This window comes from Algoriphagus litoralis (genome assembly GCF_003259255.1).
GTDB classification, from domain to species: Bacteria; Bacteroidota; Bacteroidia; order Cytophagales; family Cyclobacteriaceae; genus Algoriphagus; species Algoriphagus litoralis.
On the sequence record NZ_QGOL01000008.1, the window covers coordinates 219,019 to 236,838 of the forward strand.

General features: G+C 44.4%; 13 protein-coding genes. 7 read left to right on the forward strand and 6 right to left on the reverse strand.

Translation table 11 applies throughout. The features are described from left to right. The first annotated feature begins 66 nt into the window (after positions 1-66). From cysD to DK188_RS10725, 5 genes are all read left to right on the forward strand, one after another. Complete coding sequence (cysD, locus tag DK188_RS10705) at positions 67-966, forward strand: sulfate adenylyltransferase subunit CysD (protein ID WP_111670808.1); 900 nt, start codon at positions 67-69, stop codon at positions 964-966. A 180-nt stretch (positions 967-1,146) separates the two neighbouring features. After that, positions 1,147-2,406 (forward strand): sulfate adenylyltransferase subunit 1, encoded by a 1,260-nt coding sequence (locus DK188_RS10710; protein ID WP_111670809.1) that lies wholly within the window; start codon positions 1,147-1,149, stop codon positions 2,404-2,406. 226 nt (positions 2,407-2,632) lie between these two features. Further along, positions 2,633-4,732 carry a HEPN domain-containing protein gene (locus tag DK188_RS10715; protein ID WP_111670810.1) on the forward strand — a complete coding sequence of 700 codons (2,100 nt, stop codon included), beginning with the start codon at positions 2,633-2,635 and terminating at the stop codon, positions 4,730-4,732. Beyond that, a complete protein-coding gene (gene cobA, locus DK188_RS10720; RefSeq protein WP_111670811.1) occupies positions 4,729-5,502 on the forward strand; it encodes a uroporphyrinogen-III C-methyltransferase in 774 nt (257 codons plus the stop codon). The genes DK188_RS10715 and cobA overlap by 4 nt, the downstream gene beginning before the upstream one ends. A 186-nt stretch (positions 5,503-5,688) precedes the next feature. After that, positions 5,689-6,270 (forward strand): precorrin-2 dehydrogenase/sirohydrochlorin ferrochelatase family protein, encoded by a 582-nt coding sequence (locus tag DK188_RS10725; RefSeq protein WP_111670812.1) that lies wholly within the window; start codon positions 5,689-5,691, stop codon positions 6,268-6,270. A gap of 105 nt (positions 6,271-6,375) precedes the next feature. Here DK188_RS10725 and DK188_RS10730 read toward each other — a convergent pair whose 3' ends face one another. Beyond that, positions 6,376-7,014: a hypothetical protein gene (locus DK188_RS10730; protein ID WP_111670813.1), complete on the reverse strand. Its 639-nt coding sequence runs from the start codon at positions 7,012-7,014 to the stop codon at positions 6,376-6,378. 231 nt (positions 7,015-7,245) lie between these two features. On the opposite strand from DK188_RS10730, the gene metK reads away from it, so the two are divergent. Next, positions 7,246-8,499 (forward strand): methionine adenosyltransferase, encoded by a 1,254-nt coding sequence (gene metK, locus DK188_RS10735; RefSeq protein WP_111670814.1) that lies wholly within the window; start codon positions 7,246-7,248, stop codon positions 8,497-8,499. Positions 8,500-8,591: 92 nt separating this feature from the next. On the opposite strand, the gene DK188_RS10740 is transcribed toward metK, so the two are convergent. From DK188_RS10740 to DK188_RS10755, 4 genes are all read right to left on the reverse strand, one after another. Further along, positions 8,592-9,533 carry a sugar phosphate isomerase/epimerase family protein gene (locus tag DK188_RS10740; RefSeq protein WP_111670815.1) on the reverse strand — a complete coding sequence of 314 codons (942 nt, stop codon included), beginning with the start codon at positions 9,531-9,533 and terminating at the stop codon, positions 8,592-8,594. 68 nt (positions 9,534-9,601) lie between these two features. Beyond that, positions 9,602-11,116, reverse strand: coding sequence for a Gfo/Idh/MocA family protein (locus DK188_RS10745; RefSeq protein WP_111670816.1), 1,515 nt, complete (start codon positions 11,114-11,116; stop codon positions 9,602-9,604). A gap of 306 nt (positions 11,117-11,422) precedes the next feature. Further along, on the reverse strand, positions 11,423-12,931 hold the full coding sequence (locus tag DK188_RS10750) for a flotillin family protein (protein WP_111670817.1): 1,509 nt from the start codon (positions 12,929-12,931) through the stop codon (positions 11,423-11,425). Positions 12,932-12,944: 13 nt separating this feature from the next. Continuing rightward, positions 12,945-13,511, reverse strand: coding sequence for an NfeD family protein (locus DK188_RS10755; RefSeq protein ID WP_111670818.1), 567 nt, complete (start codon positions 13,509-13,511; stop codon positions 12,945-12,947). A gap of 959 nt (positions 13,512-14,470) precedes the next feature. Here DK188_RS10755 and DK188_RS10760 point away from each other — a divergent pair. Continuing rightward, on the forward strand, positions 14,471-14,809 hold the full coding sequence (locus DK188_RS10760; protein WP_111670819.1) for a hypothetical protein: 339 nt from the start codon (positions 14,471-14,473) through the stop codon (positions 14,807-14,809). A gap of 70 nt (positions 14,810-14,879) precedes the next feature. On the opposite strand, the gene DK188_RS10765 is transcribed toward DK188_RS10760, so the two are convergent. After that, a complete protein-coding gene (locus DK188_RS10765) occupies positions 14,880-17,801 on the reverse strand; it encodes a S9 family peptidase (RefSeq protein WP_111670820.1) in 2,922 nt (973 codons plus the stop codon). Positions 17,802-17,820 lie beyond the last annotated feature (19 nt).

Genomic DNA, 17,820 nt, shown 5'->3' on the forward strand with positions numbered 1-17,820 from the left:
TAATTGAAATAAGGTTTAGATGCTTAGGATAGGCTCGTAAATCGATATTCAAAAACCGTAATTCATATGTCAAACCTATTTATACCTAATCCCAAAGAAGCAGAATCGATCCACATCCTCAGGGAGGTGGCGGCGCAGTTTGAGCGTCCGGTTTTGCTTTTTTCGGGAGGAAAAGATTCCATCACATTGGTTAGACTGGCTCAAAAGGCTTTTTATCCAGCCAAAATTCCTTTCCCACTACTTCATGTAGACACTGGGCATAATTTCCCTGAGACCATTGAATTTCGGGACAAGTTGGTTGCGGAATTAGGATTGGAATTGATCGTGAGAAACGTGCAAGATTCCATTGATCAAGGGAAAGTCCGGGAAGAGCGCGGTCGGTATGCCAGTCGAAATACCCTTCAGACTACCACCTTGCTCGACGCCATCGAAGAGTTCAAATTTGACGCTTGCATCGGCGGAGCAAGAAGAGATGAGGAGAAAGCCAGAGCCAAAGAACGCGTATTTTCTGTTCGGGATGACTTTGGGCAGTGGGATGAAAAAAATCAACGGCCAGAGCTTTTTGACATGCTCAATGGCAAAATCCATGTTGGCCAAAACGTCCGCGTGTTCCCGATTTCTAATTGGACTGAGCTTGATGTATGGGAATACATCCGGACAGAGAAAATCGAAATCCCTTCTATCTACTTTGCGCATAAGCGGGAAGTTTTCTTCCGTGACGGAATGATCTGGACAGCCAATGAGCATGTTTACAGAGAGCCCCATGAACTGGTTGAGGAAAAAATGGTCCGCTTCAGAACCGTAGGTGATATGACCTGTACCGCGGCGGTACTTTCAGAAGCAGTGACTTTGGATGATGTAGTCGGGGAGATTCGGCAATCCACCATCTCTGAGAGAGGCGCAAGAATTGACGATAAGCGCTCTGAAGCCGCAATGGAGACGAGGAAAAAGGTTGGCTACTTCTAGGCGTCATTGCGAGGGAGGAACGACCGAAACAATCTTGATAATTAGGAAATACACTTGAAATAGGTCCCACAAGCGGGACGAAATACCATCCTTGAACCGATGGCTAATATTTCTCCGAACGTAGTCAGGCCTATTTCAACTTATTTCCACGGTATTTCAATTGTGTATAAAAAATTAAACATGGACATACAAGGCAGAAAACTTATAAAAATCGCCACAGCAGGCTCTGTCGATGATGGCAAAAGCACCCTAATCGGGCGCTTGCTGTATGACACCCAATCGCTGACTACTGACAAAATCGAAGCTATCGAGAAAAGCAGCAAGCAGCGAGGCTACGATTACCTTGACTTCTCTTTGGCTACAGATGGTTTAGTCGCGGAGCGTGAGCAGGGAATCACGATTGACGTGGCACACATTTATTTCAATACCGCCAAGACCAATTTTATTGTAGCGGATACCCCCGGGCATGTCGAATACACCCGAAACATGGTCACTGGTGCTTCCACCTCCAATGTGGCCATCATACTCATCGATGCCAGAAAAGGAGTCATCGAGCAGACTTACCGACACTTTTTCATCAGTAACCTACTTCGGATTTCTCATGTCGTAGTAGCTATCAACAAGATGGATCTAGTAGGGTATGATGAAGATGTCTACCTGAAAATAAAAGCCGACTTTGATGTCTTGGTAGGAAAAAGTGACTTCGCCCAAGAGCAGATTACCTTTATTCCGGTTTCTGCTTTGAAGGGAGAGAACATCGCCAGAAAGTCAGACCATATGCCATGGTATCTAGGCAATACACTTCTGGATCATTTGGAAATCCTCGAACCGGAAGACTTGCAGGAAAGCACCGTGGCTAGATTCCCTGTACAGTATGTCATCCGGCCTAAGACAGAAGCTTTTCATGATTTCAGAGGATTTTCCGGAAAACTTTATGGTGGAAACTTGAAGGTTGGAGATGCGGTGACCGTGCTTCCTTCAGGCAATGAATCCACGATCAAAAGCATTCATTTCTTCGATCAGGAATTGGAGGAAGCCGCTCCGGGTTCATCGATTGCTATTACTTTGGATACTGAAGTGGACTGTAGTCGTGGTGATATGATTGCGAAAAAAGGAGCTGCACCCCGAAGCGAAAAATTTCTTTCAGCCACCATCTGCCAAGTAAACAGTAAGGCACTAAAAGTTGGGGGAAAATACATTCTTCAACATGGAATCAACCGCGTTTTGGCTAAAGTCGATCAGATCGAAAGCAGAATCCATACCGACTTTTCTGGCACGCAAGAGGCAGAAGAGCTGAAGCTAAACGATATCGGAAAGGTTCACTTCCGACTGAGTAAGCCCATACATTTTGACTCCTATCATGACAATAAATCAAACGGAAGCTTTATTCTGATTGATGAGGGAAGTTTTGATACGGTTTCGGTGGGGTTTATTGAGTAGAAGTAAAAATAAGACTCAAGAAGGAAGGCATCAGACTTCGCCATTTATTTTCCGATGTTCGACATTCGATATCTGGCGAATTGTTACCGAATTCTGAATGTCAAATTAAGAAGTAAAAAAGTTGAACAGGAGCGATACGGATGATGGTGTAAACCATACAAACTTCCAACTTTTCAACTTTCAACATTTAAAAGCACTATCCCTATAGGGAAAACCTATTACTACCATGCAAAGCTTTCGAACTGAACTGGAAAACCCGATTGTAGAACGTGACATTCTTGAATTGGAGCGCAAAATTGCCCTTTTCCGTGAGGGAAAGATTGATGAAGAAAAATTTCGAAGCCTCCGATTGGCCCGCGGTGTCTATGGACAGCGGCAGCAGGGCGTGCAGATGATTCGGATCAAGCTTCCCTATGGACGAGTGAATTCGGCTCAGTTGCGACGAATCTGTAAAGTTTCGGAGGAATATTCCACTGGAAGGCTTCACATCACCACGCGTCAAGATATTCAGATTCACTACGTGAGCCTGGATCGCACTCCGCAACTTTGGGCGGAATTGGAACGTGACGATGTCACCTTGCGGGAAGCTTGCGGCAATACTGTCCGCAACGTCACTGCCTCAGAGTTGGCAGGTATTGATCCTAAGGAGCCATTTGATGTGACACCTTATGCTGATGCGACGTTCCGATACTTTTTGAGAAATCCGGTTTGCCAGGAGATGGGTCGTAAGTTTAAAATGTCCTTTTCTTCTTCTGATGAGGACATTGCCCTGAGCTATCTTCATGACCTGGGTTTTATTCCCAAAGTGAAACATGTGGATGGCAAGGAAACTCGTGGCTTTAAGGTGATGCTTGGTGGTGGCTTGGGCTCGCAGCCCCGTCATGCGGATTTGATTTCCGAGTTTATCGAAACTGATCAAATTATCCCATTTACTGAAGCTGTCCTGCGGATTTTTGACAGACATGGAGAACGTGCCAGAAGAAATAAAGCCAGAATGAAGTTTTTGGTCAAGGACTTAGGATTGGAGGCCTTTTTGGATTTGGTAGAAAAAGAAAAAAAAGCGTTACCCTTCTCAAGCTTTCCCATAGACGCTGAAAATTACGGGCAGCAAAGAACTCTCCCAAGTCCGGAATCTCCAGTACTTGAAAAGGAACCCGGGCTGGATTTTGAGCTATGGAAATTGACCAATGTCCTACCGCAAAAGCAGGCTGGGTACGTCGCAATTGGGGTTAAAGTTCCACTTGGAGACTTTTACATCGATCAGGCCAGAGCTTTGGCAGATTTGGTGGAAAACTATGCGAACAATGAAGTCCGCTTTACCCTTCGCCAAAACTTTCTGATTCGTGATGTTCGGGAGGATTTGGTTCCATTTTTCTACCAAGAACTACAGAAAATCGGGCTAGGACAGCGGGGGTACAATACCCTTGGAGACATCACTGCGTGCCCGGGTACCGATACCTGCAACCTAGGCATTGCAAGTTCTACCGGTATCGCAGTGGAACTTGAGAAAGTCATTCTCGAAGAATACCCGCAATACCTCCAAAACAGAGATTTGGTGATCAAGATCTCCGGCTGCATGAATGCCTGCGGACAGCACAACATGGCGCACATCGGATTTCAGGGGATGTCCATGAAATCCGGAAAAACAGTCATTCCTGCACTTCAGGTTTTGCTTGGAGGAGGAAATCTCGGTGATGGAAATGGAAGATTTGCAGATAAAGTCACCAAGGTTCCAAGCCGTCGTGGACCTCAGGCATTGCGGGTTTTGCTGGATGATTTTGAGAAAAATGCCGGAGGAATTGACTTCCTGAGCTATTATGATAAGCAGGGTCAGATGTATTTCTATGATTTGCTGAAAGAGCTAAGTGATGCATCAACAGTTACTCAATCCGATTCTGTCGATTGGGGTCATAATGAAGCCTATGAGGTAGCTGTAGGTGTGGGAGAATGCGCAGGTGTAGTGATTGATTTGGTAGCGACTTTGCTTTTGGAAGCATTGGAGAAACTTGATCAGGGACAGGAAGCGCTTGAACAAGGACGTTGGTCTGACAGCATCTACCATCATTATGCTGGTCTGATCAATGCTGCCAAAGCACTTTTGCTAAGTGAGGATGTGAGCACAAACAGCTACGCAAACATCATTTCGCTTTTTGATGAGAAATTCATTGAGTCAGGCAAGATTAATCTAGAAGGTACTTTTGCAGAAAAAGTCTATCAAATCAATCTGAACGAACCCACTGAGAATTTTGCTAAAGCTTACGCAAAACAAGCCATGGAAATCTATAACCTGCTAAAGACCTATCGGGAGGAGGAAGTAGAAGCATGAGAGCATCTGTTAATCCAAAAGTAACACTAGTCGGTGCAGGTCCTGGAGATCCGGAATTGATGACTTTGAAAGGCATCTTGGCGCTGAATACGGCCGATGTGGTGCTCTATGATGCACTGATTGATCCGGTTTTGTTGAAACATGCGCCGGATACTGCCTTGAAAATCTTTGTCGGCAAGCGGGTAGGAAAGCACTCCACCCCTCAGGAAGACACCAACCAACTTTGCGTCAGCTTGGCAAAAAAGCATGGACATGTCGTACGACTCAAAGGCGGAGATCCATTCGTCTTTGGCCGCGGTGCGGAGGAAATTGAGTACATCGAAGCTTTTGGCATCGCCACAGCTTTAATACCAGGAATTACCTCCGCTATTGCAGTTCCGGCGTCGGCGGGAATCCCGGTGACCAAACGTGGGGTTTCGGAAAGTTTTTGGGTGGTGACGGGGACTACTTCCTCGGGAGAATTGTCACGGGATTTGGCATTGGCCGCTCAATCCACAGCGACTGTTGTCATTTTGATGGGCACCAAAAAGCTAGCTGAAATCGTCCGGACCTATCAGCAATTTGGAAAATCAGATTTGCCGATCGCCATCATCCAAAGCGGTACAACCAATGAGGAAAAAATCGTAGCAGGCTACATATCTGATATCGAGCAAAAAGCTAAAGAAGCCCAAGCCGAAGCTCCAGCGATCATCATTGTCGGAGAAGTCGTGAAGGAAAGTATGAGACTAGCGGAAGTGTACCGGGAAGTTGTGAAAATGGAAATACGGTAGAAATATACCTCGTGGTGCTCGGTGAAAAACGCTTTGCGAAATATAACTCACTTCGTTCGTTGAAATAGGTTCGGCTATTCTTCACGAGATACATCCTCCACCAAAATATTTCGCTCGACGAAGTCGAATTTATTTCGAATGTATTTCAACCGAATTTCTATCCTTATATTCTTAAATCTCTAAAAAATGAACCACCTCTATCCCATATTCCTAAAAGTTCACGAACTCAACGTCCTGTTGGTTGGTGGAGGTTTTGTGGCTACAGAGAAGTTGGAATTTCTTCTCAAATCAAGCCCTGAAGCTCAGGTGACAGTTGTTTCGAGAGAATTCAGACCTGAGTTTTTGGAGATTGCTGAGCAAGCGGAAACGGTCACTTTGATCGAAGACCTATACCATGAAAAGTATCTTGGCGGTAAGCACCTTGTCATTGGAGCGACGGACAACAAGGCTGTCAATCGACAAATCCGTGATGAGGCGAAAGAGCGCTTTCTCTTAGTCAATATTGCGGATACGCCTGAACTCTGCGATTTCTACCTAGGTGGAATTGTCACCAAAGGCAACCTGAAAATTGCCATTTCTACTAATGGAAAATCTCCAACCACAGCTAAGCGGCTACGCCAATTGTTAGAAGAAGTACTGCCTGAGGAGATCGATGATCTGCTCGAAAACCTAAATGCCTACCGCGCTACGCTCAAGGGAGACTTTGAGTACAAGGTCAAGGCGATGAATGAGATTACGGAGGGGCTTGTGAAGAAGGTAGAAAGCTAAAATCAGAAGTCTGAAAGGCCAACCTTTGAGATTTTTAAAACCTCGAAGGTTTTGAAATAGTTATGCTGCTTCTCTATAAGCAGTATTTTCTCTGTTGAGTTGCTTTTAATTTAATGAATCCTCCATTGCCAAAAAAAGCATTTTTTCGCTTTTATCTTTAACCTTAAGGTAAAGTTTATTTTCGTCTATTTCATAGGATTCCACTGCGGATAAAGCTTTTTTGATTCCCGTTTCAAATTCCTGCATGGGAAGAGTTGTGGTAGCTGGGCTAGCGAAAAAAGTAATGTTCTCTTCTGTAAAATTGAATTTTAGCAAGCCTTCCGAGTTAGATTCATAGCAACCTAAAATTTCATGATTAAATGATCGAAATTCAAAATCTGGAAAATCATCGCATAAACCATGATCGGAGGATTTATCAGAAAGCTGAAGGGTGATCTGAAAAATATTGTCAAAATCTTCGCCGCCTAAAGCAAACTCAGCAATTCGTGCCAAGCAAGTTAAGTGATCTATATATCCTTCTTTAGATTTTTGAAAACCTACAAATTCCCACTTGTCTAATAAATCATACTCACCAGGCCTTCCACTTAAATCAAAGCAACAAGGATCCTTTGGGTTACATCCTTTATTCACTACTTCGGGTAAGGGCTGTATTTGCTCAGGCTCTTCTATTCCAGTAGAGCAGGCTGCAATTAAAAAACTCAAAAAAATACCTAACAAGGTTTTTTGGGTCGAATCTAGTTTCATCTCGCTTATTTGATTTAATAATGTATTTTCAAATTAACGTTTCCTTTTTGATTTTTTAGATCTAGTCTCTAGTAAATCAAATTTTAAATAAAAATTAATCAGTTGTCCATATACTAGAGAATGGGGAATTAGAGCTCCCAATATCCACCCATGATCCCCCATTAATTTTTTATTTCAGCCAGTTCCAGTATTTTTGTGCACCATTGAAAAACGAATCAATTATTTAAGTTTATGGCATATTTATTCACCTCAGAGTCAGTGTCTGAGGGTCATCCTGACAAAATCTCTGACCAAATCTCCGATGCGCTGATCGATAACTTTTTGGCCTTCGACCCCAATTCCAAAGTAGCCTGTGAAACTCTAGTAACTACCGGACAGGTTTTCTTGGCTGGAGAGGTGAAATCCGAAGTCTATTTGGATGTACAGAAAATCGCCCGTGATGTCATCAACCGAATCGGTTACACCAAGAGTGAATACATGTTTGAGGGAAATTCCTGCGGGGTTCTTTCTGCGATTCACGAGCAGTCAGCTGATATCAACCAAGGCGTAGAGCGCAAAAACCCTGAGGAACAGGGAGCTGGCGATCAGGGAATGATGTTTGGCTACGCCACCAACGAAACCGAAAACTACATGCCGCTGGCCTTGGATCTGTCCCATATGATCCTAAGAGAATTGGCTGCGCTTCGCAGAGAAAACAAAGACATCACTTACCTCAGACCCGATTCCAAGTCTCAGGTGACCATCGAATACAGCGATGACAATGTTCCGCAACGTATCGATGCCATCGTGGTATCTACGCAGCATGATGACTTCGACGAAGAAGAAGCCATGCTGGCAAAAATCAAATCTGACATCATCAATATTCTGATTCCGAGAGTAAAAGCGCAGCTGAAACCTGAAATTCAGAAGCTTTTCACTGAGGAAATCACCTACCACATCAACCCAACCGGCAAATTTGTAATCGGTGGACCACATGGTGATACCGGCTTGACAGGCAGAAAGATCATCGTGGACACCTACGGTGGAAAAGGCGCACACGGTGGGGGAGCTTTCTCCGGAAAGGATCCATCCAAAGTCGATCGCTCTGCAGCATATGCTACCCGTCACATTGCCAAAAACATGGTAGCAGCAGGTGTAGCGGACGAAATTCTGGTGCAGGTTTCCTATGCGATCGGTGTAGCTAAGCCGATGGGTATTTACATCAATACTTACGGTACAGCAAAAGTTGGATTGAGTGATGGAGAAATCGCCAGAAAGGTAGAAGCCATCTTCGACATGCGTCCCTACGCGATCGAGCAGCGATTGAAGTTGCGCAATCCGATCTATGAAGAAACAGCGGCCTACGGTCACATGGGCAGAAAAAATGAAGTAGTGAAGAAGACTTTTACTTCACCTTACAGAGAGCCCATCGTGAAAGAAGTGGAGCTTTTCACCTGGGAAAAGCTTGATTTCGTGGATCAGGTAAAAGCAGCTTTCGGAATTTAAAATCCAAAGTTTACACATGCAAAGCCCCCAAAAAGCTTCAAAACTTCTTGGGGGCTAATTTTTTGGGAAGGATTTAATTTCAAACTTTCAAATTACGCATTTGAAAGGGTTCTTCGAATCGTGTCAAGATTCACACGAATCTCTTCGATACTTTCCCACTCCCGGTCTTTTTCGCCATGCTCAATACCTACGTAGCCGTTAAACTTGTGAGCGGCAACAATTTTCATCATTCGCTCATAGTCCAGCAGATGTTCTTTTCCAAAATCATCCCATACTTTTGGCTTTAGACTCACTCCTTTTGCCTTGGGCATCAATTCATCCACTCCACGGTAGGAATCATAGCTAAAAATCTTTTCGCCTTCTTTGTGCATTTGAAAATTTCCAAAATCGGGTAATGTTCCGGCACGGGGATGCGAAGTTTCTTTAATCATTTCAGCTAGCCATTTTGCGTTGCTGGAGTAGCCTCCATGATTTTCCACGATCACATTTATGTCAAAATCATTGGCAAATTCACAGATTCTACGAAGGGTCGAACTGCAGACATCAATTGCCTCTTTTTCAAGTTTGGCATCGGTGCTGTAAGGCACAGCGGTATAGGCATTCACCCGAATGGCGTGACAGCCCAAAAACTTAGCAGCTTCCACCCACTTTTTGTGATTTTCAACCGTTTGCTGTCGGTCTTCGGGCTTTGCAGCGCCAAGTTGACCTTCCCCATCGATCATGATCAAAACGGATTTGACCCCTTCTCCATCCGCGCGGGTCTTCATTTCCTGAAGGTAGGCTTTATCAGTTGCTTTGTCTTTGAAAAACTGATTGACGTACTCCACGGCATCTATTCCATGCTTTTTGGCTTCGATAGCAAAGTCTAAATGATTCATCTTCCCCGCAAAAAGTGGCCGATTCAAAGACCATTCTGCTAGGGAAATTTTGAATAAATCCTCTTTTTTCATGGAAAAAGACATGTGTGGCAAGCCTAGTCCCAAGGCTGCTGAAGCTAGGCTGGCAGTTTTAAGAAATTCTCTTCTATTGCTCATCGTTTAAAAGGTTATTGGTTTTTGGTTATTGGTTTTCTTTCAGATTTTCACTTTATAAGGCATCCTTTTTAGATCTCCCATCCCGAACGATAATCTCTGGTAAGGTATTGATTTGCTGAGACATCATTTATGATTTTTAGCAGGTTTGAGTCAAAATCTATCCGCTTGTTTGCCCGAAGGGCGACTGCCCCAAGGTTGATTGTATCAGTGATCGTTTGTGCCCGGATGAAACTTCCAGGTGTCTGCTTTCCCTCCAGCATTGCATCTACCCATTGATCGGTATTGCGATCCACTGCTCTGGAATTGATTTTTTCGGATTCGGGCCGAATCGCCATTTTACTTTCCGGTAAAAGAACCGGATTTTCTCCACGGAATCCCCCAAGGATTTTTCCTTTGGTTCCGACGATCAACAAACCCTCATCCGGCGTGTCTTTTCCATCTATTTCCAATTCCTCGCAGGCAAAAGGCTTCATCCCTCCATCGTACCAGAAAAGCTCAAACGCAGGTAGGTTTTCTTGTTCAGGAAATTTCCATTTGATCGTGCAGCTGGCAGGAAATGCGACGTCATTTTTCACCCACTGATATACTTGATTGATTTCTTCTCGAGAAGTGGTGCCGAAAGCTCTTGCAGAGATCGGTGATCGAGTGATGCCCAGTGATTCAAAAAGTGGAAACAAACTGTAATGCCCCATATCCGCCACTGAACCTCCACCAAACTCATACCAGCCTCGGAAGACGTTGTGTGTGTAATTTTTGTGATAGGGCATGTCAGGCACAGGCCCAAGCCACAGGTCCCAGTTGAATCCAGGTGGAATCGGCTGTGCTTCTGAGGGGCGCTTGGTCCACTGTTGCCAGACAGGACGATAGGACCAATTGTGGATTTCCAGAAGTTCACCGATCAGGCCTTCGTCCATCCAGGCTTTGATTTGTCGATATTCCGGTCGATCCGACCAAGCGAGCAGATGGGTGACCATTCCGGTTTCTTTGGCTTTTTCAATGACTTTTCTTCCTTCCAAAAGCCGATTGGAAATGGGCTTGTGGGTCACCACATGCATCTTTTGGTTCATCGCTGCCAAAGCAATCGAAGCATGTGTATGATCCGGAGTCATGATTTTGATTGCATCGATTCCCTTTTCCTTTGCAAAAAGCTCCCGATAATCTTCGTAACTCACGCAGCCTTTGTATTTGCCGGAAGGTTTGTTTTTGGCGTAATACTTTTCAACATATTCTTGCCCGATATCTCTGCCACCTGGAATCCCGGGTTTTCCCTCCCACCATGTCGGGTCACCCAATACTTCTCGGATAGAATCCCGGATTCCATTGGCAGACCAATCGATGTAGTCGGTGGAGAATTTATTGGAATCGCAGACTGCCACTACCCGGACTTTTGGATTTTGGAGTAGGCTTCCCATTTCTCTGAGGCCCTGAGTTCCGCAACCGATATTGGCAACTGTAAGCTGATCAGAAGGTGGAATGTGTCCCGTACCGGCGATGACATGCGATGGGACAATGGTAATGGAAGCAGCAATTGTGGCTGCAGAACCTAGAAATTCTCTCCGGTTGATTTTGGGTGATTGATCCATGAATAGCTAATCGTATTGAAAGTCAATAATTTACGAATTGAATAAATAAATCAAAAGAAAATTTTTCCAAAGGCCTTTTCTCAAAAATTTTAATAAGTAAAAAGATGAATATTAGGCCATTTGGCATGTTGGATGAAAGAAAGCGAAATCAAATATTTAGTGAAATATCTCCCAAGTTCCCTTTTTAAAAAGGTGAAATTGCCCCAATTGACTATCCAAGCTTTTTTTCAACATGACAAGGTAAGCCATTGCCTATCCTAGTATTTGGCAAAAAAAATCCCCGAATTACGTTCGGGGATTTGGATGTTATTCTTTCTCTTTTTCAGATTTTTGGGGAGTCTCATCTTTCTCATTCTCTCCTTTCAAATAAGTCGGAAGATTCAGTCCGGCCATATTGAACAAGTCATTCAATGGAGGTACAGTTTTCATCATTCCGGACACAAAATTGGCCGTTGAGTTATTGCCGTTTTCGCCCTGTCCAGAATCCCAAACTGTAATTTTATCAATTTTGATATTCTTGACAGCTTCTACCTGAGTCTTCACCAACTCAGGAAGTTTTTCAATCAGCAAGAGCTGGAAGGCTTTGGTCGGATCTCCACCTGCCGCTGCGACTACATCACGATAGCCTTCAGCCTGTTTTGTCAGGATCTCAAACAGACCCTTCGCTTCAGCTTCCATTTTGGCATAGATTGCATCAGCTTCACCTTTTGCCTGTTCACGGATTCGCTCAGCTTCCGCTTGGGCTTCGATGATCGCGCGCTGTTTGGCGATTTCTGCTGGCACGACGATGTTTGCGTTTTGGGTTGATCGCTCCCGTTCGGCTCGTGCCGTTTCCGCTTTTTGCTCTGCGAGGTAAGCTTCCTCCAGGGCTTTTGCTTGCTGAACTTTCTCGGAAGCGAGGGCAATTCTTAAGGCTTCCGCTTCTTTTTCTCTCCGTAATGCATCGGATTGGGCAATAGAGATTTTGGCTTCGTTTTCACCTTTGATCGCGATGGCATTGGCTTCGGATGTTTTGACCCGGGTGTCTCGTTGGGCTTCAGCTTTACCGATACTTTCATCCTTTTGCGCTTCTGCGATGCTTACCTCGCGGTCTTTCAGGGTAATCGCAATCTTTACATCGCGATCCCGCTGCGTGTCGGCGATTTGGACGTCTTTCTCTCGATCGGCTAAGGCCTTGCCGGTTTCCCCGATTTTTTCCTGCTCAGCTACAGAGATTTTGGCTTCGTTGATTGCTTTTGCGGCAGCCTCTTTACCCAATGCTTCGATGTAGCCGGACTCGTCTTTGATGTCTGTGACGTTGACGTTGATCAGTTTAAGACCGATCTTCTTGAGTTCGGAATCGACGTTTTTGGAGATGTTTTCCAAGAACTTATCCCGATCGGAGTTGATCTCCTCGATGGTCATCGTGGCAATCACCAATCGAAGCTGGCCGAAAAGAATGTCCTTAGCCAATTCCTGAATTTGCTCATGGGCAAGTCCAAGAAGTCGTTCCGCTGCAGTATTCATCGTGTCAGACTCGGTAGAAATGGCGATGGTAAATCGACAAGGCACGTCCACTCGGATATTTTGACGGGAAAGCGCGTTGGTCAGATTGGCCTCAATGGAAATCGGCTTGAGGTCCAAATAAGCATAGTCTTGAATGACTGGCCAAATGAACGCACCACCTCCGTGGATACATTTAGCTGATGTTCCGCCTGTCTTACCATAGACGACGAGGATTTTGTCAGAAGGACATCGCTTGTAGCGGGAAACCAAAGCGATGATCGTGACGAAAACGACAAAAGCTCCCGCCAGAATTAAAATTAAAGGATCCATAAAAAGGGTTGATTTAGATTTTTTCTACGATTAAAAGATTGCTGCCTTCGACACCGATGACTTTGATGGCGGAGCCTGTTTCGATCCGGTCACCAAGAGATACTGCGCTGAGTTCTTTTTGGGAGCCTTTCACGCTGATCGCGATTTTACCCACGCCTTGCTTGTGTTCTGGAATGGAAAGGTACACTGTTCCGGTTTTCTGAAGGGCATGCTCCAGTTGGAAGGTATTGTCCTCTGCGAGTTTTTGGATTTGCTTGATGATGAAAAAGAAAATCCACACAAATCCTAAACCGACCAAGGTGGAAAGGATAATCAATAAAATGTAACTATCGATGGAATCGTAAAATGTGATTCCTGTCCAGCTAAACCCGAGAAGGAAATTGATCAAGTTTCGCAGGGTAAAAACCTGCATCGGAGCTTCAGTTCCTTCTAGGTTTCCGTCAAAGTCTGCATTGAGTCCTTCTGTAGAGTCTGATCCGATGAAAGTCAGGATAGTCTGAAGCAGGAAAATAAAGGAAACAGGCAATGCGATGTACCAAAGTGCTCTGAGCGAGGGCTCCATTTCTGCTAAAAATTCCATTTTGTTTGCTAATTAAAGGGTGATATTTCTGTGTATAATTATATCTTTAATTTTTAAGAATAGCAATGGAATTATAAAATTTGTAGAATACTAAAAAATTAGAATCCGGAGAATTATTCTTAACCAAATTTGAAAAACCGATGATCGGATTTAACATAAAAAGTAAAAAAGAAAAAATAACGGTGGCTTTAGAGGAAGGAGTTGTATCGATCATTTTTACCAGGTTGAAAAATGTGGAAAGAGATGAAATTCAACTCAGCGCCACAGGATTGAATTTTGAAAAACAGGAAAATTATAAATGGTAATATGATTATCCGCAAAGATGCCACTAGGCAAATTTAATTAGGAGATATAAAGGTCAATGTTTGGTAGCCTAAGATCCGAAGGATCGTAACAATTCATACCTGTCCGCCGAGGCGGAACCCCCGGTGTAGCCGGGGGCAAAGTCAAGATATTAGAAAAGGAGCCCTGAAAGGGTGGCACGTTGAAGTTTCACCCTTTCAGGGCTCAAAGGAAGGAAATTATCAATGACTGCCCTGCACTCCGTACAGGGTTCCACCATGGTGGACAGGCATGAATGGTTTGGCTCCTTCGGAGCTAATTAAGAAGGCTATTTGAGATTTTGTAAAAATTTCGACTTCATAAATCTTATTCTGCTTTCACTTTAGTGCTGGTGCAATTGCGGATATACATGAATGGTAATTTAGGAATCTCCAACTAGGTGAAGAAATCAAAATTAAAGTGATTGAATTGGATAATTCCTCTAAGCCCATTACCGTTGAGCACTACCCCTTGGAAAAATTGATCCTTGACGACAAATTAAGAAGATATCAAAACCTTAAAAAAGAACTCGAGGAAGCTGGTCTGATCTAAAAAGAAATAGAACCGATTTGCAGATTGGACTAGCTCCAAAAGCTTGATTTTTAATCCTTGCCTTGTAATAAATACATTCTTAAAAAATGGAAATAATTGAATTTAATATAAATGAGAAGAATTTTATTCAGGCCGGAATTCCAAAAAGTGGAACTATTCAATTTATCCTGAGCTGTGCTTATTCTGATTCTGGTGAAATCCTTAATTCCGAAATTCAAATTGCAGGCTATTCGGGAGAAGAAAAGTATAAATTTCACTACAGCAAAAATGATGGACTAATACCTATTCAAATTGGTTTGTCTCTCGAAAAGTCAATTCAGCTGCCTGAGATGACAGTATCTATTAAGGCTAAAATGCCTGATGATGTTAAATTAGATTTGTACAATAGACTAAAAAATGAGCTAGAGGAGGCTGGAATAATCTAAAACAAAAAAATCCCCCGATCTATGTGAAGCGGGGGATTTTTCAAACTTCTAATTTCAGCATTCTCTCTTTCTAAAAGGCCCTTTCCTCCAAGTGCTCCCCTAGCTTCAATCTAGGAACACCTTTGCTCATCCATTCCGGCGCGGGAAGGCCTTTCAGATGATGATCAAAGAATTCCATCATCCGTACAGCATAATCCTTTCGGTTTTCGAGTTTGCCAAGGCCGTGATTTTCTCCCAGATACTGAACCATGATCACCGGCTTTTTCAGTCTTCTGAGTGCATTGTAATACTCCACCCCTTGGGTAAAGTCGACTGCGCCGTCCTTGTCATTGTGAAGCATCAATAGCGGAGTCTGCACATTTTTCACATGATAGATCGGGCTGTTTCGCTCGTAAGCATCCCAGTTTTCCCAAGGTCCTCCCAAAAATCTTCCCTGCGAAGCCTCGAAGATGGACATATTTCCTCCACCTGAATTCCAATAAATCAGATCATACATCGAGATCATGTTTGTCAAGGGTGCACCAGCCGCCGCAGCTTTGAATCGTGTGGTCTGGGTGATCAAGAAGGATGTTTGGTATCCACCCCAACTGTGACCATGAAGTCCCATTTTACTTTCGTCGATGACACCGGTTTTGATGGCTGCGTCGACTGCTGGAAGTACCGCCCAGACAGCCGACATTCCCGGGTCATCCATTTTGTACACGATATCCGGGATCAAAACCGCATAACCATTGCTGGTGTACATGCTTGGGCTCCAGCCTGTGCCACTGTAGCCAGGATTGGACCAGTTGTGCAGGGTTTGGGAAAGTTTTTCGTAATAGTAAACCACGGTAGGATACTTCTGGCCTTCCACATATCCAGCCGGAAGGAAGAGCGCAGCCTGAAGCGAATCGCCTTTGGTCGTCACATAATCCACCAGTTTTACACCTTTTGACCAAGCGTATTTCCCGGCATCAGGCGCATTTTCGGTGACTTTCTTTCCACCTGCCAAAGTCGCATCTGTCAGATAGACCTGAGTTGGTTCGTTGAATTTCTCTTTGGTGTAGGTGAAGACACCTGACTTTTCAGCTTTAGATAATCCACCTATGGACGCATCTTCCCAGATCAGGACTTTCGGCCCTGCCGCCAAACCAGCCTTTGCAGGAGAAAGGCTTGCGATACCGCTTTTTTTGGTGTTTTCGCCATAGGTACGGACATAAACAGTTTTGCTCAAGTCGATTCCTTTTTCCTCAGGATCCAGGGAGAATCGGTATTGGTAGCGGATTTTGTCCTTTTTCCCGTTTTGGGTGAGGTTGATGGCTGTTTCTTTGGCTGACATTGGCACCTGCCAGATATCCCAACCGTCACGTAAAAGGATGTATCGGCTGTCACTACTCCATCCGAGCGGATTGTAGAGTGGCTTGATGACGTTATGATCGTCTTCTATATCGACTACAGATACCGGAAGTTTCTCGGTGATATTGGTGTGGGTTTTAGCCAAGATATCGTAGATATAGAAATGTCCGTCTTTGCCATAAAGCAGCTTCTTCCCATCCGTTGATGGACGCGGCATCGAGGCAAAAGAAGGCATGTAGAAGTTCTCAAAAAGTGGAGTTTTCGCACCTGTCTTCAGATCCACCAAGAAGTAATCCTGATAGTTTTGACCATTTAAGTTGATGTCCAACTCGTACTTTTGCCGATCTGATCCAAGAGCAAAATGCTGGTAAGGGAGGATATTCAAATCCCGCATGCTGCTGTCCTGTAGTGTAATATGCTTTTTGGCAGCGACATCGTACATGGCCCAGAAGCTGTAGTTTTTGTCCATGTTTTCCATCACTTGCTGACGGGATTGCAGTCGATCATCCTGCCAGTGCCAGATGGTCATTTCCGGCTTTTTGGCATCGTTGGATTTTTTCGGAGTGACTTTGCCCGAATCAAGTTTTGAGATGGCTTTTTGCAGATCAGCAATTGACTTGATGGTGGTATCCGCCATGATTTTGGCGATTTTGACCGACTCAGCAGCGGCTAAGGAGTCTTTGTTTTCCTCTTTTTTCGGGGTTTCCTTTTCGGCCAAAACCAAAGGATGAACGCCGTAGAAAAGTCTGGTCAGGTCCTCGGACCACATCGGACGTCGGTTTTGACTGATCGTGTATTTCTGATCAAATCCTGTCGAATCTTTTGCAGGTTCGTAAAGCGTCACCTGAGGATTGGAGAGGTTTTTCACCCCAAGCAAGATGCCGCGATCCTGCTTGTATTTTTTGTCCTTTTTCATCTTCAAGGCTGCAAAGGCATCACCTTTTTCGGTCCAGTTGAGGCTTTGGTAGCCAGCCTCATCCGAGTCGAGGACTTGAATGGAATTCGTTGAAAGTGTCAACAAATACAAACCATTTCCTTGTGAGTTAGCAGCATCCACGGAATAGGCTAAGTGGGTTCCGGCCTTATTCGCTGAGTGCTCACGGACATTTCCGAGGTTTTGGGATTTGCCTGAGCTGAGGTGGTAGATCAGGACATCTGAGCCTTTGGCTTCGCCATTTCCTTCTTTGGGAAGGTTGATCAACAAGTGCGAAGACGCGTCATTGTTGAAGCTAAAGCCACCCACACCCTCGAAGGTCTTTTTGTCATCCGTTCCAAGTTTAATCAGGTGAAGTTTATCTTTGAGCGGCTTGCCTTTAGACTTTTCGTTGGACTCTTTCTCTTTGAATTTGGGATATTCTTTGAAAGCAAACCATTGACTGTTTTCACTGAATTCGAAATTTGGAAAGGTCGTATTGCCGATTGGAAAGGTTTTTTTGCTCTCCGGATCAGACACTTTCTGAAGGATGAGTTCGCCGTCTGCTTCGATTCCAATCAGGGCATAAGCCATCCACTGTCCGTCAGGGGAAAGTTTGAAGGCGCTGTTGGGCATGTATTTCCAGGTGGCGACGTCCTTCCAGGACATGGGTTTGGTCTCCTGCGCTAGCGCAAAAGTTGCAGACAGGCAGAGTAGCCAAACTAGGAGTAGGTATTTTCTCATGGGGTAAAGTTTATTGGAA

What these genes read in the sequence shown, in the direction of transcription:
- metK (WP_111670814.1), top strand. Translation starts at nt 7,246, where the DNA reads ATGGCATATTTATTCACCTCAGAGTCAGTGTCTGAGGGTCATCCTGAC.
- DK188_RS10715 (WP_111670810.1), top strand. Translation starts at nt 2,633, where the DNA reads ATGCAAAGCTTTCGAACTGAACTGGAAAACCCGATTGTAGAACGTGAC.
- cysD (WP_111670808.1), top strand. Translation starts at nt 67, where the DNA reads ATGTCAAACCTATTTATACCTAATCCCAAAGAAGCAGAATCGATCCAC.
- DK188_RS10765 (WP_111670820.1), bottom strand. Translation starts at nt 17,801, where the DNA reads ATGAGAAAATACCTACTCCTAGTTTGGCTACTCTGCCTGTCTGCAACT.
- DK188_RS10710 (WP_111670809.1), top strand. Translation starts at nt 1,147, where the DNA reads ATGGACATACAAGGCAGAAAACTTATAAAAATCGCCACAGCAGGCTCT.
- DK188_RS10750 (WP_111670817.1), bottom strand. Translation starts at nt 12,931, where the DNA reads ATGGATCCTTTAATTTTAATTCTGGCGGGAGCTTTTGTCGTTTTCGTC.
- DK188_RS10740 (WP_111670815.1), bottom strand. Translation starts at nt 9,533, where the DNA reads ATGAGCAATAGAAGAGAATTTCTTAAAACTGCCAGCCTAGCTTCAGCA.
- DK188_RS10745 (WP_111670816.1), bottom strand. Translation starts at nt 11,116, where the DNA reads ATGGATCAATCACCCAAAATCAACCGGAGAGAATTTCTAGGTTCTGCA.
- DK188_RS10725 (WP_111670812.1), top strand. Translation starts at nt 5,689, where the DNA reads ATGAACCACCTCTATCCCATATTCCTAAAAGTTCACGAACTCAACGTC.
- cobA (WP_111670811.1), top strand. Translation starts at nt 4,729, where the DNA reads ATGAGAGCATCTGTTAATCCAAAAGTAACACTAGTCGGTGCAGGTCCT.
- DK188_RS10760 (WP_111670819.1), top strand. Translation starts at nt 14,471, where the DNA reads ATGGAAATAATTGAATTTAATATAAATGAGAAGAATTTTATTCAGGCC.
- DK188_RS10730 (WP_111670813.1), bottom strand. Translation starts at nt 7,014, where the DNA reads ATGAAACTAGATTCGACCCAAAAAACCTTGTTAGGTATTTTTTTGAGT.
- DK188_RS10755 (WP_111670818.1), bottom strand. Translation starts at nt 13,511, where the DNA reads ATGGAATTTTTAGCAGAAATGGAGCCCTCGCTCAGAGCACTTTGGTAC.